This window comes from Streptococcus sp. SK140, from assembly GCF_000259525.1.
Lineage (GTDB): Bacteria > Bacillota > Bacilli > Lactobacillales > Streptococcaceae > Streptococcus.
Map to the genome: position 1 here is coordinate 43,136 of NZ_AJML01000010.1, position 23,553 is coordinate 66,688.

22 protein-coding genes and 1 tRNA gene are annotated in these 23,553 nt (G+C 39.4%); 4 read left to right on the top strand and 19 right to left on the bottom strand.

The features are described 5' to 3' along the window. Nucleotides 1-60: 60 nt before the first annotated feature. From vncS to HMPREF1116_RS03690, 9 genes are all read right to left on the bottom strand, one after another. Nucleotides 61-1,392, bottom strand: coding sequence for a sensor histidine kinase VncS (gene vncS / locus HMPREF1116_RS03650; protein ID WP_001254600.1), 1,332 nt, complete (start codon nt 1,390-1,392; stop codon nt 61-63). Beyond that, nucleotides 1,389-2,045, bottom strand: coding sequence for a response regulator transcription factor VncR (gene vncR, locus HMPREF1116_RS03655; RefSeq protein ID WP_000697930.1), 657 nt, complete (start codon nt 2,043-2,045; stop codon nt 1,389-1,391). The genes vncS and vncR overlap by 4 nt, the downstream gene beginning before the upstream one ends. Before the next feature lie 71 nt (nt 2,046-2,116). Then, nucleotides 2,117-3,496, bottom strand: coding sequence for an ABC transporter permease subunit Vex3 (vex3, locus tag HMPREF1116_RS03660; protein WP_000903010.1), 1,380 nt, complete (start codon nt 3,494-3,496; stop codon nt 2,117-2,119). A gap of 43 nt (nt 3,497-3,539) precedes the next feature. Further along, a complete protein-coding gene (gene vex2 / locus HMPREF1116_RS03665; protein ID WP_000173721.1) occupies nt 3,540-4,187 on the bottom strand; it encodes an ABC transporter ATP-binding subunit Vex2 in 648 nt (215 codons plus the stop codon). Between the two features lie 13 nt (nt 4,188-4,200). Continuing rightward, nucleotides 4,201-5,478 carry an ABC transporter permease gene (locus HMPREF1116_RS03670; RefSeq protein WP_007554556.1) on the bottom strand — a complete coding sequence of 426 codons (1,278 nt, stop codon included), beginning with the start codon at nt 5,476-5,478 and terminating at the stop codon, nt 4,201-4,203. 133 nt (nt 5,479-5,611) lie between these two features. Continuing rightward, nucleotides 5,612-5,697, bottom strand: a tRNA-Leu gene (locus HMPREF1116_RS03675). Between the two features lie 81 nt (nt 5,698-5,778). Further along, complete coding sequence (locus HMPREF1116_RS03680; RefSeq protein ID WP_000158714.1) at nt 5,779-6,354, bottom strand: cysteine hydrolase family protein; 576 nt, start codon at nt 6,352-6,354, stop codon at nt 5,779-5,781. After that, the gene (gene codY, locus HMPREF1116_RS03685; protein ID WP_000940720.1) at nt 6,354-7,142 is read right to left on the bottom strand and encodes a GTP-sensing pleiotropic transcriptional regulator CodY; all 789 of its coding nucleotides are present in this window, start codon (nt 7,140-7,142) and stop codon (nt 6,354-6,356) included. Before codY ends, HMPREF1116_RS03680 begins: the two co-directional genes overlap by 1 nt. 272 nt (nt 7,143-7,414) lie before the next feature. After that, nucleotides 7,415-8,992 (bottom strand): DEAD/DEAH box helicase, encoded by a 1,578-nt coding sequence (locus HMPREF1116_RS03690; protein ID WP_000671070.1) that lies wholly within the window; start codon nt 8,990-8,992, stop codon nt 7,415-7,417. Between the two features lie 339 nt (nt 8,993-9,331). Between HMPREF1116_RS03690 and HMPREF1116_RS03695 the strand changes: the two genes are divergently transcribed. The 4 genes from HMPREF1116_RS03695 (at nt 9,332) to HMPREF1116_RS03710 (ending at nt 14,068) form a co-directional block, all read left to right on the top strand. Further along, nucleotides 9,332-10,648, top strand: coding sequence for an FAD-containing oxidoreductase (locus tag HMPREF1116_RS03695; protein ID WP_000958915.1), 1,317 nt, complete (start codon nt 9,332-9,334; stop codon nt 10,646-10,648). A 95-nt stretch (nt 10,649-10,743) separates the two neighbouring features. Further along, nucleotides 10,744-12,087, top strand: a complete 1,344-nt coding sequence (gene murT / locus HMPREF1116_RS03700; RefSeq protein WP_000770010.1) for a lipid II isoglutaminyl synthase subunit MurT — start codon at nt 10,744-10,746, stop codon at nt 12,085-12,087. Then, nucleotides 12,087-12,869 carry a lipid II isoglutaminyl synthase subunit GatD gene (gatD, locus tag HMPREF1116_RS03705; RefSeq protein WP_000263198.1) on the top strand — a complete coding sequence of 261 codons (783 nt, stop codon included), beginning with the start codon at nt 12,087-12,089 and terminating at the stop codon, nt 12,867-12,869. Before murT ends, gatD begins: the two co-directional genes overlap by 1 nt. A gap of 116 nt (nt 12,870-12,985) precedes the next feature. Continuing rightward, nucleotides 12,986-14,068, top strand: coding sequence for a M24 family metallopeptidase (locus HMPREF1116_RS03710; protein WP_000040944.1), 1,083 nt, complete (start codon nt 12,986-12,988; stop codon nt 14,066-14,068). Between the two features lie 49 nt (nt 14,069-14,117). On the opposite strand, the gene HMPREF1116_RS03715 is transcribed toward HMPREF1116_RS03710, so the two are convergent. The 10 genes from HMPREF1116_RS03715 to mltG all read right to left on the bottom strand — a co-directional run bounded on the left by HMPREF1116_RS03715 (nt 14,118) and on the right by mltG (nt 23,495). Beyond that, the gene (locus HMPREF1116_RS03715; protein ID WP_000645370.1) at nt 14,118-14,660 is read right to left on the bottom strand and encodes a GNAT family N-acetyltransferase; all 543 of its coding nucleotides are present in this window, start codon (nt 14,658-14,660) and stop codon (nt 14,118-14,120) included. Nucleotides 14,661-15,057: 397 nt separating this feature from the next. Then, a complete protein-coding gene (gene nadE / locus HMPREF1116_RS03720; RefSeq protein WP_000058042.1) occupies nt 15,058-15,882 on the bottom strand; it encodes an ammonia-dependent NAD(+) synthetase in 825 nt (274 codons plus the stop codon). Then, complete coding sequence (locus HMPREF1116_RS03725) at nt 15,879-17,339, bottom strand: nicotinate phosphoribosyltransferase (protein ID WP_000283106.1); 1,461 nt, start codon at nt 17,337-17,339, stop codon at nt 15,879-15,881. Before HMPREF1116_RS03725 ends, nadE begins: the two co-directional genes overlap by 4 nt. A 107-nt stretch (nt 17,340-17,446) precedes the next feature. Further along, nucleotides 17,447-17,935: a DUF6773 family protein gene (locus HMPREF1116_RS03730; protein WP_000797190.1), complete on the bottom strand. Its 489-nt coding sequence runs from the start codon at nt 17,933-17,935 to the stop codon at nt 17,447-17,449. Next, the gene (locus tag HMPREF1116_RS03735; RefSeq protein ID WP_001107501.1) at nt 17,925-18,134 is read right to left on the bottom strand and encodes a helix-turn-helix transcriptional regulator; all 210 of its coding nucleotides are present in this window, start codon (nt 18,132-18,134) and stop codon (nt 17,925-17,927) included. The genes HMPREF1116_RS03730 and HMPREF1116_RS03735 overlap by 11 nt, the downstream gene beginning before the upstream one ends. Nucleotides 18,135-18,282: 148 nt before the next feature. After that, nucleotides 18,283-18,879 carry an HAD family hydrolase gene (locus HMPREF1116_RS03740; protein ID WP_000351387.1) on the bottom strand — a complete coding sequence of 199 codons (597 nt, stop codon included), beginning with the start codon at nt 18,877-18,879 and terminating at the stop codon, nt 18,283-18,285. A gap of 51 nt (nt 18,880-18,930) precedes the next feature. Then, nucleotides 18,931-19,341, bottom strand: a complete 411-nt coding sequence (locus tag HMPREF1116_RS03745) for a GNAT family N-acetyltransferase (protein ID WP_000548101.1) — start codon at nt 19,339-19,341, stop codon at nt 18,931-18,933. Nucleotides 19,342-19,441: 100 nt separating this feature from the next. Then, on the bottom strand, nt 19,442-20,815 hold the full coding sequence (locus HMPREF1116_RS03750) for an amino acid permease (RefSeq protein WP_001083660.1): 1,374 nt from the start codon (nt 20,813-20,815) through the stop codon (nt 19,442-19,444). 82 nt (nt 20,816-20,897) lie between these two features. Then, the gene (gene greA, locus HMPREF1116_RS03755) at nt 20,898-21,380 is read right to left on the bottom strand and encodes a transcription elongation factor GreA (protein ID WP_000818751.1); all 483 of its coding nucleotides are present in this window, start codon (nt 21,378-21,380) and stop codon (nt 20,898-20,900) included. 354 nt (nt 21,381-21,734) lie between these two features. After that, nucleotides 21,735-23,495 (bottom strand): endolytic transglycosylase MltG, encoded by a 1,761-nt coding sequence (gene mltG / locus HMPREF1116_RS03760; RefSeq protein ID WP_001293910.1) that lies wholly within the window; start codon nt 23,493-23,495, stop codon nt 21,735-21,737. Nucleotides 23,496-23,553: the final 58 nt, after the last annotated feature.

Below are 23,553 nucleotides of genomic sequence, written 5' to 3' on the forward strand. Positions count from 1 at the left end.
GCTAGTTTTTCCCATACTTTAGATTGAATTTCTTCCAATTAGATAGATGTAAACCCTTTCTTAATCACTTTCCAACTCGGTCTGAGGTAGCTTCATGAAAAATACTAGGTGATCTTCAGCTCTTTCAAAATGATAGTTAATTTCTTCATTTTCTAATAAACTTTTGACCACGAAAAGTCCCAAGCCAGCTCCCTTACTTTGTCGACTAGAAGCCGTAAAGGATTGTTCAAACTTATCTTGCTCCTCAGGTGTACAGGCGTTCTCAATGAAAACCCAACCATCTTTTGCTCCAATTTTTAGATAGCCTCCTTGAACAGAGTGTTTCACAGCATTACTGATAAGATTGGAAAGAATAAGCTTGAGTACAGAAGGATTTAGATAAGTTTGTTGGTTAGTCAGTTGATTGTCTACAGTGATTTCTCTCTCTTTGGCTAATAAGTCATAGTCCTTCAATAGAAGATTGGTCATATCCAAAAGATTGATTTCTTCCTTCTTATCTCGCAATTCCTGTACCGAAGAAAGGGATAGAATTTGCTGGACATGGTGACTTAAATCATCCACAATTCCTAGAGAAACTCCAAGGTAATGGTCTCTATCTTTATAACGTCCGATATTGGCTTGCATATTTTCCAGAAGAATCTTCAGACTAGCAAGAGGTGTCTTGAGCTCATGGGAAGCACCTCTCAAAAACTCTACCTTCATTTTTTCTAGTTGGAGGATTGCCTCATTTTTCTCATGCAAGTCTGCAATAACGGTCAAGAGATGCTGATAGAGACTATTAATCTGGTCTTTGAGATCACCAATCTCATCCTTGGAATCCACGCGCAAGCGTACTTGAGCATCCAAGTCCATCATCCGTCGAGTCACTCGTTTGATTTCCAAAATCGGAGCTACAATGGTTTTCGCATAGATAAAGGCGATGAGGAGCGAAATGATGAAAGACGCTAATAAAGTATAAGGCAGAAATTGAAGACTGATGTCTTCTGCTTCTTTCTGCAAATCCATAGAGGCTAAAAACTGCAAGGTCATAGTCTGACCATCCTTGGTTTGAACTTCTCTTTCCTCAATGACCAAGGAGGCTGTTTGTCGTTCTTTATCAATGGGAAGATTGTCCTTGACCTCCAACTTATCTTGGGTCATCTCTCCCTTGATAGATCCCTTAATATCACTACTTTGAGAATAGAGTTCAAGGACTTCCTGGATAGTTTGACTGTCCTTTCCTTGGAGGGATTGTGCAATTTCGGTAGCCTTGAGGCCTATGCTCTCCTGACGGTGACTGAGATAGGTCGATGGAAAGAGGAAATAGATGGCCAAATGCAAACAAATGACCAAGGTAGAAAATACCGAGAAGGTATAGATAAAAATTTTTTTAAATAAACCTGAACGTCTCATTTTCTCTCCAATTTATAACCAACGTTGCGCACGGTAAGAATACAGTCTAAATCCAATTTTTTCCGTAGTTCCTTGATATAGACATCGATCACTCTGTCAAAAGGGATCTCATCTGTCATCTTCCATACAGCATCGATAATCTGCGACCGTGTTAAGGCTCGACCTTCATTTTTAACCAGATAGTCTAAAATTTCCAGTTCTTTTGCATTCACTGCAACCTCTTGGCCAGCCACTTTGGCGCTATAACTGTCAAAGTCTACCTCGGTGTCTCTATAGGTAAAAATACGACCAGTATCATAATAACGTTTAAAGATGGCATCCACTCGTACTTTTAACAAAGATAGAGAAAAAGGCTTTTCCAAATAACCATCTGCTAATGCAGCAAAGGCACTCATCTTATACTCCTCGTCTTGAAAAGCTGTCAACATCAAAACAGGAACTTGACTGGTCTTGCGGATTTCTGATAAGACCTCTAAACCATTGAGTTTAGGCATTTGAATATCTAGGAGAACCAAGGCAACCTGATGATGAGAAAATTGTTCTAAGGCCTCAAGGCCATCTGCTGCCTGAAGGGTTTCATAGCCACAATCCGCCAAGTAATCACTAATTCCCTCACGGATCATGTCTTCATCTTCTACAATTAGAATTTTCATATAAATCCTTTTCTAACAAAAATGCTACCTATATTATATCTCATTTGAGTGAGAATAGGTAGCAGGTTTTTTTATTCACTATCCAACAAGAGTTCTTTTGGTTGTTTAAAGAGGAGATTGCTGGAAGCAAGTGCCATAACTAGTACTACTAGAACCAAGCCAAGTACAAAGATGATGGCAAAGTCTGAAGGTTGAATAGAAATATCCAAACTTGAAAGAGTCTTGCTAAAGCCGTCAACTTCTGCACCACCACCGAGATTGGAAGCTTGGGCTGCCTTACTTGCCTGCTTAGCCACATCTGATGTGACATTGGCTAGTACTGTATTTCCAATAGCACGAGCTGTATAATTAGCTAGGAAGTAGGCTGAAATGAGAGCTGGAATAGCAATCATAACTGCTTCTGTGATAAATTGACCTAGAATACTTGCTTGTTTAAGACCAATTGAAAGGAGAATTCCAACCTCTTTACGACGGGCGTTAATCCAAAGTGTGAGTAAGAGAGCAAGTAGTAGAACAGAAAAGCTCAAGCTACCCCAGAAAAGCAGATTAGCCATCTTGTACATGCCGGAGATGGATTGTTCAAGGGCAGGATAGTTAGATGAACTCTTAATCAAGCTATACATTTTCCAGTTGATGCCGTTTATTGACCCTAGTTCTTGCATGACACTATCTAGGTTCTTATCTCCAGCTACAAAGAAGGTAGCATCGCCATAGATAGCTGTATCTTCAGTATAACCATAGAGCTGGGCAGCTGTGTGAATATCTGTGATAGCTGTATTCTCATAAAGTTCTTGTGAGTAGGTCACAGCAGATTTGTTATGTCCATCAAAGAGTCCTTTGATCGTTACTTCTACTGTTTCCTTGGCTCCTTTTTCATTATCGGCATCGTAAATATTGGAGTTCAGTTTGACCTTATCTCCTACCTTCCAGCCATGTTTAGCAGCCAAGTCTTTGTGCATGAGAATCTGGTATTTGTCATCGTTTGTTAAATGCTCACCTTCAACTAGTTTGTAAGAGCCTGATACAAACTTGTCTTCTTTAGAAGAGTCATTAACACCTGTTATCATCAAACTACTTCCAAAACGTTGAGCTCGATCTGGCGTTAGATTTTTCTTGGTTTCAGGTGTCTCAATCAATTCGTAGCCTGTTAAATCACCGATAGCATTGATACGTTTGATGTAAGATTCGATGGCCTTATTTTCAGTAATTTTTTTAATATCTTCACCCTTGATATTCCCTGCACCACGTGGAGTTCCTTGGTTAACTCTACGATTGATTTGCATAGAAAAACTATTGGTGATATTCTTAAAGGTTTCTTGAGAAGCCTTGGCTGTCGCACCCTTGATAGACAAGCCGATCAAACTCAAACTAGCCATCAAGAGAATGATGAGAAAGATCACAAGCGACTTAAAAAATTTTCTTGTGACATAGGCAAATGCGTTGTGTAACATAAGATTCCTTTCTAGATTTACTTCGCTTATATATTTAAAAGTTTTAGTTACTATTTCTTCTTGTTTCTGTCAGCTTTTTATCCTTCAATTCCAGTGTAATATCTGACGCCTGTGCTACTTCCTTACTGTGGGTCACAACGATCACACACTTGCCTGTTTTCTCAGCAAGAGATTTGAGCAGGTCAATGATATCCCCAGCTGTCTTAGGATCTAGGTTTCCTGTTGGTTCATCCGCTAAAATCACTGGTGCTTCCGATACAAGGCTACGAGCAATGGCCACCCGTTGTTGCTGCCCTCCTGATAATTGGAGAACATTCCGCTTGATTTGACTTTCATCTAAACCAAGTTCAAGAAGGATATCCTTGCTAGCTTTTTTATTAACCAAGCGGATATTTTCCAATGGAGAAAGATAATCAATCAAGTTATAGTTTTGGAAAACCAAAGAGATATGGTGCATGCGATGATAAGAATAACCTTGTTCACGAATATCCTTGCCTTCGAATAAGATAGCTCCTTCGACTGGGCTATCAAGTCCTGCTAATAGAGATAAGAGTGTTGACTTCCCAGCTCCTGAGTCTCCGATAATACTATAAAACTTGCCTGGTTCAAAATCGTAATTGATTTTATATAATACTGCTTCTGCAGTGTTCTTGTAACGATAAGTAAGATCTTGTAATTGTAGTAAAGTCATGATTTCTCCTTTATTAACTGATGGATGATAAAATTTCTTTCGGTGATTTTCTAAATAAAAAGATAAAACAAAGTGCAACTGACAAGGAGCTAATCACAAGGAGAAAGACATAAGATTCTCCAAATGAAAGAAGACTTGTTGAAAGATTAGTCGCTTTGGCCAGTGTATCTTGTAATGCGACTTGATCGCCACTTGCTAGTACAGTTTTTAAAAGATAGGAAGTAATGGCATTTCCTGCAAGAAATGCTGGTAAAATTGCTGCCAATGAAACCAGGATAACTTCCAGGCAGAATTGACTAAAGATTGCTATTTTTCCTTTTCCTAGCGCCAATAAAATACCAACCTCGTAGACTCGCTCTCGTAACCAAAGTGACAAGACCAAGACCAGAGCTCCTACACCAGCAATCATAATACCATAGAGGAAAATTTGTAGGAAGGTTTGGAAGGTCGAAACTGAATCCTTGATTTGTTCAAAGGCCTTATTTTCCTTTTCCACTTGAAAGCCTTGATTTTCAAGAGATAACTTTTCAACCTCTTGAATGATGTCATCCATATCTTTGGGATTTTCAAGATAGAAACGGGCTGCAGTGATTTGATCTTCCTTATTTCCAAGAAGAGTTTGGCTACTTTCGAAGTCTGTATAGACCGTGTTTTCACTAAAATCTGAGCTAAGACCAGTGAATTTTTCTTGCTTCTTACCTGAGAAAATACCTACGATTTCATAGTCTAGCCTTTGTCCACTATTTCCTTCCACTTGAGCAGGATTTAAGCTAATCTTATCCCCAAGTTTTAAGTTATTCTTCTTAGCTAATTCTTCATGGACTAAGATTTTTTTACTGTCCCCTTTTTCGAGATGTCTTCCTTCTTTAAGGGTAAAGGCAGAGCTTGTAAAGGAGACATCCTTAGAAGAATCTTCTAAAGCAATCAAAGTGATAAGATTTTTTTCAGCCTCTGTCAAATCATCCCTTTGGATACTTTGTTCTCCAGTAATGACTTCTTTGTCAGTTAACTTGGCTATTGTTTCAAGCTCAGGTGAAATCTTCTCAAGGCCCTTTATCTTTTTAAGGTCATCTAGTTGAGACAGTTGAAAAGTCTGATCTGCTTCTATTCTTTTAATAGAAAAAGATGTATTCAATGAACGATAGAGATTATTTTCTACTGTTTGGTTGGACTTCATAAGCGTCAAACAAGCCGATATTCCTGCCAATAAAACAAATAGAATCAAGAATAATATGAGACTTCTCAGTCGTTTTCTGCTGATGTAAGCCCAAGCTCTTTGAGTGGGATTCATATAGCACCTCCATGTTTCTAAGTCTATTATAATATCCAAATATGAAATGTTTATGAAATCACAAAAAAAGAGCAAAATCTTTGCCCTTGTTTATATAAAAATAAAGAGCTAGCTGAAGCTAACTCTTTTCCTATGCGGAGAGAGGGACTTGAACCCTCACGACCTAAAGCGGTCACAGGATCCTTAGTCCTGCGCGTCTGCCAATTCCGCCATCCCCGCGTCGATTACTTTACTAGTATATCAACTTTCACAAACTTTGTCAACACTTTTTTCAGATTTTTTTCATTTTTTTTGAATACATTATTCTTTGATTTCAACTAGGTTTTCATCAAGGAGTTTCGCTCCTAATGTATTCTTAAAATGTCCAAGTGCAAACTGGTGGTTTTCAGGCCAAATAGATGCGACTGCTGGCTTAACAACTTCTATCTGATAACCCAGATTATAGGCATCGATAGCCGTATGCAATACACAGATATCTGTCAGAACACCTGTTAAAATGACTGTATCCACGCGACGCTCTCTCAGACGGATATCCAAATCTGTGCCAGAAAAAGCCGAATAGTGACGTTTGTCCATCCAGAAAACACGACTATCGCCAGCATATTCCTGATAGAACTCGGCTAACTTACCATATAGATTACGCCCGCTAGTCCCAATCAGATTATGAGGGGGAAATAGTTTACTTTCTGGATGAAAGACATCATTTTCCTCATGAGCATCAATGGTAAAGAAAATATAATCTCCACGGTCAAATGCTAATCTAGTCACCTGATTGATCGCTTCTGATATAGCTTGAGCAGGAGCTCCAGCTGTCAATTTTCCATGATCCGCTACAAAATCTTCTGTATAGTCAATCGAAATTAAAGCCTTAGTCATTAATAATCCCTCTTTTTCACTTCTTCAAAGATATCTGGGATCAAGACCTTAAGATAAGTTCCCTTCATCCCCAGTGAACGACTTTCAATAATTCCTGCAGATTCGAGTTTTCGAAGGGCATTGACAATCACAGAACGCGTAATACCGATACGGTCTGCAATGACTGACGCAGTTAATTGTCCTTCATTGCCATTCAATTCACCCAAAATAGCTGACACTGCTCGTAACTCAGAGTAAGAAAGAGTGTTGACTGCCATAGTTACGGCTGTACGACGACGGATATTTTTCTCGTCTTCTTCACGTTGGAAGTTCAAAAGCTGAATACCAACCACCGTACTAGCTATCTCAACAAGAATCAAATCCTCATCTTCGAATTTCTTATCATTACGCCAGATAATCAAAGATCCCAAACGAATCCCAGAAACATGGATTGGAGCAATTGTTGTCAAACCTTCTGAGAAATCTGCACGACTCTCAACTGGAAAGATGCTTAATTCGTGATCTACAGTCAGATTTGCTTCTGTATCGTAAATCATGTTTGCACCTTGAATATAGTCCTCAGGAAAAATTTTTGATTGGAAAAATTGCTCTACACGATCATTATTAGTCTTGTAACGCATGAAGTATCCCAAAAGACGTCCCTTACTATTTAGGATACAAGCGTTGCAATCAATAATATCCGCTAATTGGCGTGTGATGGCATTATATGGAAGATCATCTTGTAATTTCTCCTCCGCACGCTTCAGGATAGACGTAATTTTTCTCGTTTTTTCTAATAAATGTGCCATTTTTCACCTCGTATTTAATCGCTTCCATTATATCATAAATTGATCATTATTTCAATAATTATCTGAAAATTGTTTATTGAATTGCAATTCATGACTGTTCGAAAATTTTTACTAGTTTTTTCTAATTTTCTTGTTGACAGGTTCCTAAATTTTTGATAATATAATATTACAAGATAGCAAATATATAAATCTATTTTCTCGTATTAAACTTTTATTAACTCTCGGTCTCCTTATATATAAAAGCGATCCACCTCAGTGAACCGCTTTTTTTATTATTTATCACCCTTGTTACGGATTACAAAACCAGTTTTCTTCTCACTTGAAGTATTACGTGGTTTTTTATTATCCTTACGGTAACGTTTTTCCTTCTCAAAGCGGTCGTTTTTGCGACTGCCTTTTTTGAAATCATCTCGACGTTCACCACGACGATTGTCGCGACGGCGATCACGATCTCGACGATCCTCACCACGACGTCCTCCCTTGCCTTTACCACCGAAGCCATTACCTGATGGTTTAAATGGCAGTGGTTTCTCACGCGCAATTTCAACTTCTGGAAGACTATCTGGATCCTGAACTGTCAAACTTAGGATGTACATTGCCAATTCTTCTGGGCTGAATTCAGCTGCAAGTTTACGGGCATCTTTTGCGAATTTGTCAAAGTTTCCACGAACAGTCTCTTCAGCAAAGTCACGTTCAATTTTCTTCAACGCAACATGCTTTTTAGCTTGGAAGGCTTCTTCTGCTGTCGCTGGTTTCAACCCCTTCATGCGTTTCTTGGTCAAGTTTTCGATGATTTGAAGATAGCCCATCTCATTTGGTGCTACGAAAGTAATCGATTGACCTGACTTACCAGCACGACCTGTACGACCAATACGGTGAACATAGCTTTCAGGATCTTGTGGGATGTCATAGTTGTAGACATGTGTTACACCAGAGATATCCAAACCACGAGCTGCTACGTCAGTTGCTACGAGGACATCCAGGTTACCATTTTTGAAATCACGAAGGACACGAAGACGTTTGTTTTGGTCAAGGTCTCCATGAATCCCTTCAGCACGGAAGCCACGGATTTTCAGACCACGAGTCAACTCATCCACACGGCGTTTTGTCCGTCCAAATACGATTGCCAGTTCTGGTTGCTCTACGTCCATGAGACGAGTCATAGTGTCGAATTTTTCTTGTTCCTTAACACGGATATAGTACTGGTCAACTAGTTCTGTGGTCAACTCTTTAGCCGCAATCTTCACATGCTCAGGTTCTTTCATGAACTGAACCCCGATACGTTTGATAGCTTCTGGCATAGTTGCTGAAAAGAGTAAAGTTTGACGATTTTCTGGGACACGTGAGATGATGGCTTCAATATCCTCAAGGAAGCCCATGTTGAGCATTTCGTCTGCTTCATCAAGGATTAGAGTTTCAATATCTTGCAATTTCAATGCCTTGCGTTTGATCAAATCTAGGAGACGACCTGGTGTTCCCACCACGATATGGGCACCAGATTTAAGAGCCTTAATTTGTTTTTCAATGCTTGAACCACCATAAACAGAACGGACTTTTACACCCTTGCTTCGACCAAAACGGAAGAGTTCTTCCTGACTTTGCACAGCTAGTTCACGTGTTGGTGCAATGACCAAAGCTTGAATGGTTGCTTCTTCTGTACGAATCTTTTCAAGGGTTGGCAAGCCAAAGGCTGCGGTTTTTCCTGTACCTGTTTGAGCTTGTCCGATAACATCTTTTCCTTCAAGAGCCAGAGGAATGGTTTGCTCTTGGATAGGACTTGCTTCTACAAATCCTGCTTTTTCAATTTCTGCTAATAAATCAGCAGAAAGGTTAAATTCATTAAATTTCACGTTATTCTTCTTTCTAAAGATGGTGCGAAGCCATCCTATAGCGCTTAGTTTATACTTTTCTTGTCATGACGTACTTTCATATCTTTTATGAAAGACCGTGTTGCTTCTTTTCCACTAAAGAAAAGTACTGCTTTTTTGCAACCTATCTAGTATAACACAAGAGAGGGTCAAAAGATAGTCTAACCTCCTGATTAAATCATGTAAACGATTTTTCTATCGATTTTCTTCACTCAAAAAGTATTTGTTAGAGCATTCGGTTCCTGAAACTATTTTCCGTAGCAGATTTGTGCAAAAGTTTTTTTCTTGTGCTAGAATGAAAATCGAACAGGAGGAATAAAAATGTTAACATACGATTTAATTGTAATAGGATTTGGTAAGGCAGGTAAAACGCTTGCTGGAAAACTAGCTTCAGCTGGTAAAAAGGTTGCCCTTATCGAACGTAGTAAGGCGATGTACGGTGGAACTTGTATCAATATCGGTTGCATCCCAACTAAAACCTTGCTAGTTGCTGCTGAGAAAGACTTGTCTTTTGAGGAAGTCATGGCTACTAAAAATACGGTTACTACACGCCTCAATGGAAAAAATTATGCTACTGTAGCTGGTACAGGTGTAGATATCTTTGATGCTGAAGCACACTTTGTCTCAAACAAGGTTATTGAAATTCAAGCTGGTGATGAAAAACAAGAACTAACAGCTGAAACTATCGTCATCAACACTGGTGCTGTTTCAAATGTATTACCAATCCCAGGTCTTGCTACAAGTAAGAACGTCTTTGACTCAACAGGAATCCAAAACTTGGAACAATTGCCTGAAAAACTTGGAATTCTTGGTGGTGGAAACATTGGTCTTGAATTTGCTGGTCTTTACAACAAACTCGGAAGCAAGGTAACAGTCTTAGATGCAATGGACACTTTCTTACCTCGTGCAGAACCTTCCATCGCAGCTCTTGCTAAACAATACATGGAAGAAGACGGCATCGAATTGTTTCAAAACATCCATACTACTGAAATCAAAAACGATGGTGACCAAGTTCTTGTTGTGACTGAAAATGAAACCTATCGTTTCGATGCCCTTCTCTATGCAACAGGACGTAAACCAAATGTTGAACCTCTACAACTTGAAAATACAGATATTGAACTAACTGAACGTGGTGCTATCAAGGTGGACAAACATTGTCAAACAAACGTTCCTGGTGTCTTTGCAGTTGGAGATGTCAACGGCGGCCTTCAATTCACTTACATTTCACTTGATGACTTCCGTGTTGTATACAGCTACCTTGCTGGTGATGGCAGCTACACCCTTGAAGACCGTCTCAATGTACCAAATACTATGTTCATCACACCTGCACTTTCACAAGTTGGTTTGACTGAAAGCCAAGCTGCTGAATTGAAGCTTCCATACGCTGTTAAGGAAATCCCTGTTGCAGCTATGCCTCGTGGACATGTAAATGGTGACCTTCGTGGTGCCTTCAAAGCTGTTGTCAATACTGAAACAAAAGAAATTCTTGGCGCAACTATCTTCTCTGAAGGTTCACAAGAAATCATCAACATCATCACTGTTGCAATGGACAACAAGATTCCATACACTTACTTCACAAAACAAATCTTCACTCACCCAACCTTGGCTGAGAACTTGAATGACTTGTTTGCGATTTAATAGATTTAATAATAGAAAGCAGCCCTCCTTGGGCTGTTTTTCTTTTTCTAAAATCTCAAATCTGTCTTTTTCAGCATTTATGATATAATAGAAACATGAAATTAAAAACTACTTTGGGCCTTCTTGCTGGGCGTTCTTCTCACTTTATTTTGAGTCGTCTTGGACGTGGAAGTACGCTGCCTGGAAAACTTGCCCTTCAATTTGATAAAGATATTTTACAACATTTAGCGAAGAACTATGAGATTGTTGTGGTAACTGGTACCAATGGAAAAACCTTGACAACCGCTCTCACTGTCGGTATCCTTAAGGAAATTTATGGTCAAGTTTTAACTAATCCAAGTGGTGCCAACATGATCACAGGGATTACAACGACTTTCTTGACTGCAAAATCTTCAAAAACTGGAAAAAATATTGCGGTTCTTGAAATCGATGAAGCTAGTCTCTCACACATCTGTGACTATATCCAGCCTAGTCTTTTCGTCATTACCAATATCTTCCGTGACCAAATGGACCGCTACGGTGAGATTTATACGACCTACAACATGATTTTGGATGCTATTCGAAAAGTTCCTACTGCTACTGTTCTGCTGAATGGTGACAGTCCTCTTTTCTACAAGCCTGCTATTCCAAATCCTGTTCAGTATTTTGGCTTTGATATGGAAAAAGGTCCAGCAAAGCTTGCTCACTACAATACTGAAGGTATTCTCTGCCCAGACTGTCAAAGTATTTTGAAATATGAGCTTAATACTTATGCCAACTTAGGAGCTTATATCTGCGAAAACTGTGGATGTAAACGCCCTGACTTGGATTACCGTCTGACAGAATTGGTTGAGTTAACCAACAATCGCTCTCGCTTTGTTATTGACGGACAGGAATACGGTATTCAAATCGGTGGACTCTACAATATCTACAATGCTCTGGCTGCGGTTGCTATTGCGCGTTACCTTGGTGCTGATTCTCAACTGATTAAGCAAGGATTTGATAAGAGTCGAGCTGTTTTTGGACGCCAAGAAACCTTCCAAATCGGTGACAAGGAATGCACACTGGTTCTCATCAAGAATCCTGTTGGTGCTACCCAAGCTATTGAAATGATAAAACTCGCTCCTTATCCATTTAGTCTATCTGTTCTCCTCAATGCGAATTATGCAGACGGGATTGATACCAGTTGGATTTGGGATGCTGATTTTGAACAAATTACTGAGATGGATATCCCAGAAATCAACGCCGGTGGCGTTCGTCATTCTGAAATCGCTCGTCGTCTTCGAGTAACTGGTTATCCAGCTGATAAAATCACTGAAACAAGTAGTCTGGAACAAGTTCTTAAAACGATTGAAGTCCAAGACTGCAAACATGCTTATATCCTTGCGACTTATACTGCTATGCTGGAATTCCGAGAATTACTGGCCAATCGTCAGCTTGTTAGAAAGGAGATGAACTAATGGTTTATACTTCACTTTCCTCAAAAGACGGCAACTATCCTTACCAGCTAAATATCGCCCACCTCTATGGCAATCTCATGAATACCTACGGGGATAATGGGAATATCCTCATGCTCAAGTATGTGGCTGAAAAGCTAGGTGCTCACGTAACAGTTGACATCGTTTCTCTCCACGATGACTTTGACGAAAATCACTATGATATCGCCTTTTTCGGTGGTGGTCAAGACTTTGAACAAAGTATCATTGCTGGTGATTTGCCTGCTAAAAAAGTAAGCATCGATAACTTTATCCAAAATGATGGTGTTGTTCTAGCTATCTGTGGTGGCTTCCAACTATTGGGTCAATACTATATCGAAGCTTCTGGAAGACGTATCGAAGGTCTCGGTGTTATGGGACACTATACACTCAACCAAACCAACAACCGCTTCATCGGTGATATTAAAATTCATAACGAAGAATTCGATGAAACCTACTTTGGCTTTGAGAACCACCAAGGCCGTACCTTCCTCTCAGATGACCAAAAACCACTCGGTCAGGTCGTATACGGAAACGGAAATAATGAAGAGAAAATTGGCGAAGGCGTTCACTATAAAAATGTCTTTGGTTCTTATTTCCACGGACCTATTTTATCCCGTAATGCAAACTTAGCCTATCGCTTGGTCACTACTGCCCTCAAGAAAAAGTATGGTCAGGACATCGTCCTTCCAGCTTATGAGGACATTCTCAGTCAAGAAGTTGCTGAAGAATACAGCGATGTGAAAAGCAAGGCAGATTTTAACTAAACTTCCTATTTCCAGCATGCCATAGGCTGTTGGAATTTTTTTAAGCTCTTTTCCCCTTCTCTCTTGCATTTTCTACTATTTTTTGCAAAAATAGAGGGGTAGAAAGAAGGTAACATATGTCTAAATTACAACAAATTGTAACATATCTTGAATCAGAAAAGCTAGACGTCGCTGTCGTATCTGACCCCGTCACTATCAATTACCTCACTGGTTTTTACAGTGATCCACACGAACGCCAAATGTTCCTCTTTGTCCTTAGAGATCAGGAACCACTTCTCTTTGTTCCAGCTCTTGAAGTTGAGCGCGCAACAAGCACTGTCTCTTTCCCAGTTGTTGGTTATGTAGACTCTGAAAACCCTTGGAAAAAAATCCAAAATGCCTTGCCACAACTTGATTTCAAACGTGTCGCAGTTGAGTTTGATAACCTCATCTTGACTAAATACCACGGTTTAAAATCTGTCTTTGAAACTGCTGAATTTGAAAACTTAACTCCACTAATCCAGCGTATGCGCTTAATTAAGTCAGCTGACGAAGTACAAAAGATGATGGTAGCAGGTGTCTATGCAGACAAGTCTGTCAAAGTTGGTTTTGACAATATCTCTCTTGACAATACTGAAACTGATATTATCGCACAGATTGATTTTGCCATGAAACGCGAAGGCTATGAAATGAGCTTTGATACTATGGTCTTGACAGGTGATAACGCTGCAAATCCACACGGTATTCCTGGAGCCAACAAGGTTGAAAACAATGCCCTTCTCCTTTTTGACCTCGGTGTAATGGTCAATGGTTATGCATCAGATATGACTCGTACAGTCGCTGTTGGTAAACCTGACCAATTCAAGAAAGACATTTACAACTTGACTCTTGAAGCCCAACAAGCTGCCCTTGACTTTATCAAACCTGGTGTCACTGCGCATGAAGTAGACCGTGCTGCCCGTGAAGTTATCGAAAAAGCAGGTTATGGTGAGTACTTCAACCACCGTCTCGGTCATGGTATCGGTATGGATGTCCACGAATTCCCTTCAATTATGGAAGGAAACGATATGGTTATCGAAGAAGGCATGTGCTTCTCTGTTGAACCTGGTATCTACATCCCTGGTAAAGTCGGTGTCCGCATCGAAGACTGTGGTGTTGTGACAAAAGACGGCTTTGACCTCTTTACAAGTACCAGCAAAGATTTGCTTTATTTTGATTAAAAAGTATATTATAAAAAAAAAATAAGATGGAAAAGCTTAACTTTCCATCTTATTTTTTGATTTGATAATAAATTTTATCAGCTCTATAACCTTTTCGTTCAACTGCATTTGGAATCGTCTTCCAAAAAGTCATACCCGCCTTTTCCATAACACGACCAGATGCTGGGTTTAGACTTACATAGCAAGCATCAACCTCTTCAAATCCAATCTCATCTAGACAGTATGATAAAACTGCCTTCAAGGCTTCTGTCATGAGTCCTCGTCCCCAGTAGTCCATCCCTAAGATATATCCAATCTCACAGCTAGAGTTTTCTTCATCCACACTAACAAGACTGATATCTCCAATGGTATGGTCTGAATTTTCTTTAAGACAAATGGCCCATTTGTAGTAATTTGGATCGTCATAGGATTTTACCCAATTGCCAATAGAATTTTGAGTCTGTTCAACATTCAGGTGTGGATTCCAAGTCACATAAGTCAGATTTTCTGAGCGTGAAGCCCAATTATCAAACATGGCTTGAGCATCACCTTCCACAAATCTCCTCAGTATCAAACGTTCTGTCTTAATAGTTTGTGTCCCTAGTGCTTTCATAATGGTAACTCTCTTTCTATTTGAATGTTCAAGCTAAAAAGGTCCACTGGACCTTCTTAGCTTTCTTATTTCTAGGCTCGGGGTAAAAACACTACACTCATAAACATTGAGAAAACAACAGTTTCCTCTAATTTCATGACGCAGTCGCTGTCTGGCTTGAAATGCACTTTAGCAAGTTTTTTCAAGCCTAGTCAGCCTTGCGGGGGTGAGACAAGGAAAATCGAACTCTTCGAGTTACCGACCTGCCTCGTTTCCCTATTCCTAGATTCGGGGTAAAAACCTCCACTGGAGGTTATTCTTGCTTTCTAATTTCTAGGCTCAAGGTAAAAAGGTCCCCCGGACTTACTCTCACTTTCTTATTTCTAGGTGAGAGGGTAAAAACCTCCACTGGAGGTTTTTACTCCCAAAACTTATCAAATACGGTGATTGGTAAGTGGCGTTTGTGTTGGCCTTTGTACCACCATTTTTCAATGGTGGCTTGGGCTTCTGGGCTGACTTGCTTTCCTTCGAGGTAATCATCAATTTCATTGTAAGTGACTCCCAAGGCTACTTCATCTGCAATGCCTGGTTTTTCTTCTTCCAAATCTGCTGTTGGGATTTTTTCATAGAGGGCTGGATCAGCTCCAAGTTCCTTCAAAAGCTGTTTTCCTTGGCGTTTATTGAGGCGATAGAGTGGGAGAATATCTGCACCACCGTCACCAAACTTGGTAAAGAAACCTGTGATATTTTCCGCAGCATGGTCTGTCCCGATAACAGCTCCGCTATGAGCACCTGCAAGGGCATATTGGGCAATCATTCGGCTACGAGCCTTGATATTTCCTTTGTTAAAATCGGAAACAGGACTGCCTGTTGCTTCTACTGCTGCCGTCATAGCATCAGCAGAGTCCTTGATATTCACTACCAGGCTCACATCTGGCTGGATAAAAGCTAGGGCTTTTTGGGCATCTGCTTCATCAGCTTGCACTCCATAAGGCAAACGAACAGCGATAAATTTATAGCTGTCGTCACCTGTTTCTGATCGCATTTCTTCCATGGCTAATTGAGCCAAGCGTCCTGCCAAGGTCGAGTCCTGTCCCCCAGAAATTCCTAAGACAAATGTCTTTAAAAAAGGATGTTTTTTCAAGTATCTTTTCAAAAAGTCAATCGAACGACGGATTTCTTCCTGGGCATCAATCACTGGTTTAACCCCCAGTTCTTGGATAATGGTCTCTTGCAAACTCATTCTTCTTCTCCTTCACCTAGAGCTTCCTTACGCATTTTATCAATCAAGTCCATCTTGTCCTGCCATACATCACGAGCCAAGTCGACAGGGTAATGTTGTGGGTTAAGAACGCGTTTGTATTCGTCCCAGAGCTTGTCAAATTCCTTACGAGCATAGGCTTGAATTTCAGGTAAACTTGGTAAATCATAGACTAGCTTACCTTCCTTGAAAATGTCTACCAAGAGAGGAACAGCATCAAAATTACGAACAGTTTTCTTGATATAAGTATAGGTTGGATGGAACATTTTGATTTCAGTCATGCTAGCAACATCGACACCATCATAGGTAATGTAATCACCTTCTGACTTGCCTTTTTCACGACTGGTGATGCGCCAAACTTGTTTCTTACCTGGTGTTGAAACTTTCTCTGCATTGTTTGAAAGTTTAATGGTATTGCGCATATGACCGTTCTCATCTTCGATGGCAACAACCTTGTAGACTGCTCCAAGTGCCGGTTGGTCATAAGCAGTGATGAGCTTAGTTCCTACACCCCAAACATCAATCTTAGCTTTTTGCATTTTGAGGTTGAGGATAGTATTTTCATCAAGATCATTGGATGCATAGATTTTGGCATCCGTAAATCCTGCCTCGTCTAGTTGCTGACGAACTTTTTTAGAAATATAGGCAATATCTCCAGAGTCAATGCGGACACCAAGGAAATTAATCTTATCACCAAGTTCACGCGCAACCTGAATTGCTGCTGGAACACCGATCCGAAGAGTATCGTAGGTATCCACTAGGAAAACACAGTTTTTGTGCGTTGTGGCATAAGCCTTGAAAGCCTGATAATCATTGCCATAGACTTGTACCAAGGCGTGAGCATGAGTCCCTAGAACAGGAATACCGAAGAGCTTACCTGCACGTACATTACTAGTTCCATTGGCACCACCAATAACAGCCGCACGAGTCCCCCAGATAGCTGCATCCATTTCTTGAGCACGACGTGTACCGAACTCCATCAAAGGCTCATCATCAATGACTGAACGAATACGAGCTGCCTTGGTCGCAATCAATGTTTGAAAGTTGACGATATTCAAGAGAGCTGTTTCAACCAATTGACACTGAGCCAAAGGACCTTCCACTTGAACAATCGGTTCATTGGCAAATACCAAGTCCCCTTCTTGAGCAGAACGTACAGTCAATTCCAACTTGAGATTACGGAGATATTCTAAGAAAGCACCATGATAACCAAGTGATTCCAAATAAGCAATATCGCTATCTGAGAAACGCAAATTTTCAAGATATTTCACAATTCGTTCCAAACCTGCAAATACAGCATAACCGTTTTTGAAAGGTTGTTGGCGGAAATAAACTTCAAAAACTGCTTTCTTGTTATGAATGTCTTGGTCAAAGTAAACTTGCATCATGTTAATCTGATACAAATCTGTGTGCAAAGTTAAACTGTCATCTGGGTACATATACTATCCTTCTTCCCTATTTGTAAAAAGATGAAAACGTTTCTTCTTTTCTCATAATTTAGTACTATTATAACACAATTTATCGATATTGATAAAAAGCTAACAAGCTATTCCATGCTCTCGAGCTCATCCATATCTTTTTCATACTTTTTCTGAGCCCATTCACCATAACTTTTTAATCCTAAGTTTCCAATAAAGACCCAAGGAAGATAAAGGAGATATGTAATGACCCATGCATAAATATACTTAATATGTAGAGGGTTGTGCTGATAAATTTCGATATTGAACTGGTAGTTCTGTAGCATCAAGGTAGCTGTAATCACTAGAGTTAATAATAGGCAACCTAAAATTGTAAAATGAAAACGACTATAGTAGGTCACACCGAGATTGCGAGCACGGGTGAAAAAGTAAAATGTCCCTATGATGATAATTACGAGAAGCATGCTTGGATTAAAAAGGCTTGGTGCTAACACTGCTATGAAATAAGCTAGAAACAACAATCCGATAGAGATATGAAAACTCTCTGCACCAGCTTTATGAAGTTGTTGCTCTTCTCTTTCATCTAATAATTGATAATAATAAAATCTATTTTTCATCTTCTTCCTCCCAAAATAATTGATCTAACGTTTTGCCTAAGCATCTGCAAATAGACTGGCAAAGGGAGAGACTAGGATTATATTTCCCAGCTTCTATCAAGCCGATAGTCTGTCTAGTCACACCTACAGCTTCTGCCAAGTCACCTTGTGTCATATCAAGCTCTACTCGAGCAAGTTTTAATTTTAAATTCTTAGCCACTTCTTACCTCCTTTATAATTTTAAAAAGTTGCGCTTCTTTCTAAGTTCATTATATCATATATTTTACATTATGCAATGTATATCTGTCATTTTGTGCGATTTTTTTAACAAAAACTCTCTACCAGCTAAATGATAGAGAGTTTTCTGCTTATTCAAATTTTTTCAAAATATCTACAACGTCACTTCTCTGTTTGACTTGATAGGCTTTGATGCCTAAACTTTCAGCCATGTTAGTGTTGTCTGCTATATCATCAAGAAAGACACAATTTGCTGGATTCAACTCGTATTTACGGAGGATTTCTTCAAACATTTTTCGATCAGGTTTGATGACCTTAATATCACAGGAAAGAACAAACCCATCTAAAATCTTTTCTAGAGGTGCTAATTGATCTTTCAATAATTCATAAAAAACTGGTGAGGTATTAGATAGAACAAAAATACGATGGCCATTTTCCTTTAAACGTGCAAGAAGCGGAAAGACTTCCGTGTAAATATCGATATAGGCAGGCCAGTTCCAAATGACTTCTTCAACCTTTTTCTGATAGCAATCTCCTAATAGGGAAAGAACCTTATCAACCAATTCTTCTCGAGTCAAGGTCCCCAGGTCCAATCTTTCCCAGAGTCCCGACTGGAAAATCGCCTTGTCTAAAATTAGATAATCTTTTTGTGTTTTAGCTACAGCATTCAAAATCTTATCCTTGTTCCATTCCAATAGAACATTTCCCATATCTAGTATGATATCCATTAACTCTCCTCCATTATGAAGTGCCACTCTCTTCAATCGTTCATTTTCCGTTTACAACTCTTTTTGATAATAGTGCCTTTGTCCAGTATAGGGATAGTCTTTCATAGTAAAAACTTCCTTGTAACCATACTTCTGATAAAAGGCTGGCGCTTGAAATTGATAAGTATTTACAAAAGCAAAGCGACAGTTTCTCTTTTTTGCTTCACTCTCTGCTTGCTGCAATAGTTGGGAGCCGATTCCTTGTCCTCGCAACTCCTCTTTCACAAATAAATACTCGATTTCTAGCCAATTTCCAAAGGTCTCTGCTACTAAGCCAGCCAGGAGTCGGCCATGTTCATCTTCGATATACAGATTAAGTGGCTCACTTTCAGCAGTTTCTCTTTTGGAACGATTATAGGAGCGAATCAAATCCCCTATCTCCTGCGCTTTCTGAGACTCTGTATTCTCCAATCTAATGTGCATCAAAACCTCCTCAAAGACACTTACGCCTTGATTATATTCCTATTTTGAAGAACTGTCAAACTTAAAAAAACTCACCAACCTGAGTTGATGAGAATATAACTTATTTTCTAAATTTCCATTGGCTGTAAATACCAAATGCAACAATCCAGATAGCTGAACCTCTAGCTCCCATTACAGTTGACTCTTGTAAAAAGAGTGTTCCAAATACAAAGATAAAGAAGAGCATTGTTAAAGGATTTAGCAAGCGATATTGAGGCATGAGATAGCCATCTGACATAAAGTCTTTAGACTTACGATATTTGAGATGGGCTACCATGATCAAGATGTAGATGGCGATATAAACACCTGATGAAGAAGCTGTAATCAAAGCAAAGGCATCTGATACTCCTGGAAGGACATTGATGAAAGCTGCAAAACCAATCAATACCGCAGAAGCAATGATAGCATTCTGAGGAACGTTGTGACGTGAGAGTGTATCTGCCTTAATAGCTTTCAAGAAACGATTTGGTGAATCATGGGCAATTTGGTACAAATGACGACCTGTTGAGTAAAGGGTTGAATTCAAGGCTGATGCAGCTGAAGTCAAAACTACAAAGTTAATTAAAGCTGCCGCCCACTTAAGACCAACAAGTTCAAACACCGTTACAAATGGTGAATCTGCTGCAGAAAGCTCACGCCAAGGAATAATAGACATGATGGCTAAAAGAGCTCCACCATAGAAAAAGATAATTCGCAAGGGAATTTCCTTAACAGCCTTAGGCAAGACTTTTCTTGGATCCTTAGTTTCAGATGTAGTAACACCGATAAATTCAATCATCAAGTAAGCAAAGAAAACCATCTGGAAGGCCATGACAAAGTTCATCCCACCATTTGGGAAAAGTGAGAAGTGTTCACTAATATTAGCAAGACTTGCTGAACCATAAGGCGTTTCAAAGCCGGTCAAAACCATAAAAATACCTGTCGCAATCATAGCAAGAATAGCCACAATTTTAATCATGGCAAACCAAAATTCTACTTCACCAAAGATTTTAACGGCAATCAAGTTCACTAAGCCGAGTATTGTCAGAAATACAACCTGAATCAACCAAGATGGCCAGGATGGAAACCAAAACTGAACATAGTGAGAGATAGCCGTAATCTCGGCCATTCCGATAAAGACTACTGAGAGCCAGTAAGACCAGACTGAGAAGTAACCCCAACCCTGACCTAGATAACGGGTAATAAAATTGATAAAGGTATGTTGCTCCGGATCCTGGTACAACATTTCCCCGATAGCACGCATCATAAGATACATAAAGCCACCCGTAATCATATAGACCAAGACGATTGACGGACCTGTCAAACTAATGGAACGTCCAGCTCCTAGAAAAAGTCCTGTTCCAATTGTTCCTGCAATGGCCATAACCTGAACATGGCGATTGGTTAACCCACGTTCCATTTTATTTTTCTTTTTGTGCTTATTTTCTGAATTCATATAGTCTCCTCTAGTTTTTAGAATTAAGAAAAGGAGTAATGGGAAGCGCTTTCCCTGCATCTACTCCTTCTTTTCATTCCTATTAAACTGTTTTTTCTACTTTTAAGATTTTAACATCATAGCTTCCTACAGGTGTTTCGATCGTAGCAGTATCACCTGTTTTCTTACCAATCAAGGCTTGCCCAATTGGGCTTTCATTTGATACTTTACCTGCAAAGGCATCTGCACCCGCTGATCCCACGATGATATATACTTCTTCGTCGTCTTCACCAATTTCTTGGATAGTGACTGTTTTCCCGATAGCAACTTCATCTTGAGCAACTGCATCGCTATTGACAATCTCAGCATAACGGATTTTTATTTCCAAGCTAGAGATTTGTCCTTCAACGAAGGCTTGCTCGTCCTTAGCTGCTTCATACTCACTATTTTCTGACAAGTCACCGTATGAACGCGCAATCTTGATGCGTTCTACAACTTCTGGACGACGAACTAGTTTCAACTCTTCTAATTCTTTTTCGAGTTTTTCTTTTTCTTCAAGGGTCATTGGATATGTTTTTTCTGCCATTTTTCTCAACTTTCTTTTGATTAAATTTAAATTTCTTTAGGTAGTAAAGCAAAATTATGTGGTAAACCACATAATTTTACAATGAAGACAAAGTCTTTTTAAAGCTTTCCTTAAATGATTTTGGTTAGTAGCGACCTTTTAAAATCTGTGCCTAAACCTAATGATTCTATCACTTCTAGACTCAGGTTCAAATAAGAGGTAAGTTTTTACTTTCGTAATTTCCGAACGCCTAAAACTTGTGAATTTCAGGCGTTTCTAATCATAGCGGAAAGACTTGTGTGACTTGCTATTCCCGTAAAAATTAGAGATTCTTTTCTACATTCACGGATGTAATAGCAAATCTTGTTCTAAGAGTTAGTTTGAACTACTTGATTGTGTCAATTTACTGTTAACATGCTCTGCAACGTTTCGATCATGTTCCTCTCGTGTCGTTGCAAAGTAAACCTTACCATCTTGTACATTGGCTACAAAGTAGAGATAGTCGCTCTTAGTTTGATTGATACTTGCTTCAATTGCATCCAGACTTGGACTGTCTACTGGACCAGGCATTAAGCCAAGGTTTGTATAAACATTATATGGTGAATTGATTGTTGTATCAATTGCTGCATCATCTGCCAAGCTAATATTTTGTCCTAGTTTACCTTCTGCATAGAGAATAGCAATATTACTTTGGAGCGGCATGCCAAGGTTCAAACGATTATAGAAAACTCCAGCGATCAGTTTGCGATCGTCAGTTTTCAAACCTTCTTTTTCCACAAGTGATGCGATGGTGAGGAGTTCATTCACTGTCAAGTTCTTTTCTTTGATTGCAGTATAATGTGCTGACAAGTTTTTGTCCATAGCTGCCACCATTTCATCAATCAAGCTTTCAATAGTTGTGCTTTCTTTGATAGCATAAGTTGCTGGGAATAGGTATCCTTCTAGACGATAACGAACACCACTTTCTTTAGTTGGTAGGCTTTCGAGAAGGGTTGGGTACTTAGCAACTAATTGAGAGATGAAGGTTTCATCTTGCACTTTTGCCAAGAAGGCATCAGCAGTCAAAGGTTCTTTAAAGTCTCCTTGAAGCTGACCAACTGTTTGTGCGATTTGATCAAGGGTATAACCTTCCGGGATTGTAAGATTTGCAAGTGCAACTTCTTGAGGTTGAGGCGTTCCACCCTTTTGCAATTCTTTGATGATATCATCTGTACTCATGCTCTTTTGCAAATTATAGTAACCAGATTTCAAATCATTGTAGTCTTTATACTTAGCATAAAGGCTAAAGATAAAACCGTGTTTTACCAATCCAGAGTTTTCTAAGGTATCACCAATTTGCTGAAGATTGGCCCCTTCTGGAATCTGAACTGTGACATACTGTTTTGAATTTGCATCAACCGGTTGGAGTGCAGATTCGACATAACGGTAACCAAAGAATCCACCCACACCTAGTAAAATCAATAAAACAAATACTGTTACGAAAAATCCTTTCAAGCGTGATTTTTTCTTTTTCTTGATTGGTTTCACTGATTCTTTACGACTTCTTCTAGGAAGTTCAGTTCTAGTTTCAACTGGAGCAACTGGCTCTTGACTTGGAGTTTCTTTTGCAAGAACTGTTGGTTTCGGTTGAGGTTTAATATTCTTTCTAGCAGGACTTGGTTTAGCCTGATTCGTACGATAAGAAACTGGAATCCTTGTCGAAATAGCATTGAACTCTTTCTCTTCTTCCGCTGGTTGAGCAGGTTCAAGAGGCTTGACGGGTTCAACAGCTTCCGTTGATGGTAGAGGATCTGGAGCTACAGCTGGCTCTGAAGCTACAGTTGGCTCTGAAGCTACAACTGGTTCTGAAGCTACAGAAGTTTCAACTGAATCATCTTGTAAAACTGGACGTGGTGGAACTGCTGGAGCATTAGCAAGTAATTCATCCACTAGAGAAACAGAATTGGCCATCAAGTCTTCTACAGAAGGCTCTTCCACTGATTTTTCCGCTTCTGAACTATTATTTAAATTTGAAAACAAATCATCGTTGCTACTTTTCGTATTCGCGATGCCGTCTTCTCTTTTTAATCTTTCTAAATCTCTTAAAATTTGTTCTTTAAAACTTAACTTTTCTTCTTCTCGAGAATTTTCGCTCAAAGGTGTTACCTCCTTGTTGATAATCCATAATATTATATCTTAAAAACTAAAGAAAAGC

Excerpts from the sequence above, each read along its gene's own strand:
- vncS (WP_001254600.1), bottom strand. The coding sequence starts at position 1,392 with ATGAGACGTTCAGGTTTATTTAAAAAAATTTTTATCTATACCTTCTCG.
- vncR (WP_000697930.1), bottom strand. The coding sequence starts at position 2,045 with ATGAAAATTCTAATTGTAGAAGATGAAGACATGATCCGTGAGGGAATT.
- vex3 (WP_000903010.1), bottom strand. The coding sequence starts at position 3,496 with ATGTTACACAACGCATTTGCCTATGTCACAAGAAAATTTTTTAAGTCG.
- vex2 (WP_000173721.1), bottom strand. The coding sequence starts at position 4,187 with ATGACTTTACTACAATTACAAGATCTTACTTATCGTTACAAGAACACT.
- HMPREF1116_RS03670 (WP_007554556.1), bottom strand. The coding sequence starts at position 5,478 with ATGAATCCCACTCAAAGAGCTTGGGCTTACATCAGCAGAAAACGACTG.
- HMPREF1116_RS03680 (WP_000158714.1), bottom strand. The coding sequence starts at position 6,354 with ATGACTAAGGCTTTAATTTCGATTGACTATACAGAAGATTTTGTAGCG.
- codY (WP_000940720.1), bottom strand. The coding sequence starts at position 7,142 with ATGGCACATTTATTAGAAAAAACGAGAAAAATTACGTCTATCCTGAAG.
- HMPREF1116_RS03695 (WP_000958915.1), top strand. The coding sequence starts at position 9,332 with ATGTTAACATACGATTTAATTGTAATAGGATTTGGTAAGGCAGGTAAA.
- murT (WP_000770010.1), top strand. The coding sequence starts at position 10,744 with ATGAAATTAAAAACTACTTTGGGCCTTCTTGCTGGGCGTTCTTCTCAC.
- gatD (WP_000263198.1), top strand. The coding sequence starts at position 12,087 with ATGGTTTATACTTCACTTTCCTCAAAAGACGGCAACTATCCTTACCAG.
- HMPREF1116_RS03710 (WP_000040944.1), top strand. The coding sequence starts at position 12,986 with ATGTCTAAATTACAACAAATTGTAACATATCTTGAATCAGAAAAGCTA.
- HMPREF1116_RS03715 (WP_000645370.1), bottom strand. The coding sequence starts at position 14,660 with ATGAAAGCACTAGGGACACAAACTATTAAGACAGAACGTTTGATACTG.
- nadE (WP_000058042.1), bottom strand. The coding sequence starts at position 15,882 with ATGAGTTTGCAAGAGACCATTATCCAAGAACTGGGGGTTAAACCAGTG.
- HMPREF1116_RS03725 (WP_000283106.1), bottom strand. The coding sequence starts at position 17,339 with ATGTACCCAGATGACAGTTTAACTTTGCACACAGATTTGTATCAGATT.
- HMPREF1116_RS03730 (WP_000797190.1), bottom strand. The coding sequence starts at position 17,935 with ATGAAAAATAGATTTTATTATTATCAATTATTAGATGAAAGAGAAGAG.
- HMPREF1116_RS03740 (WP_000351387.1), bottom strand. The coding sequence starts at position 18,879 with ATGGATATCATACTAGATATGGGAAATGTTCTATTGGAATGGAACAAG.
- HMPREF1116_RS03745 (WP_000548101.1), bottom strand. The coding sequence starts at position 19,341 with ATGCACATTAGATTGGAGAATACAGAGTCTCAGAAAGCGCAGGAGATA.
- HMPREF1116_RS03750 (WP_001083660.1), bottom strand. The coding sequence starts at position 20,815 with ATGAATTCAGAAAATAAGCACAAAAAGAAAAATAAAATGGAACGTGGG.
- greA (WP_000818751.1), bottom strand. The coding sequence starts at position 21,380 with ATGGCAGAAAAAACATATCCAATGACCCTTGAAGAAAAAGAAAAACTC.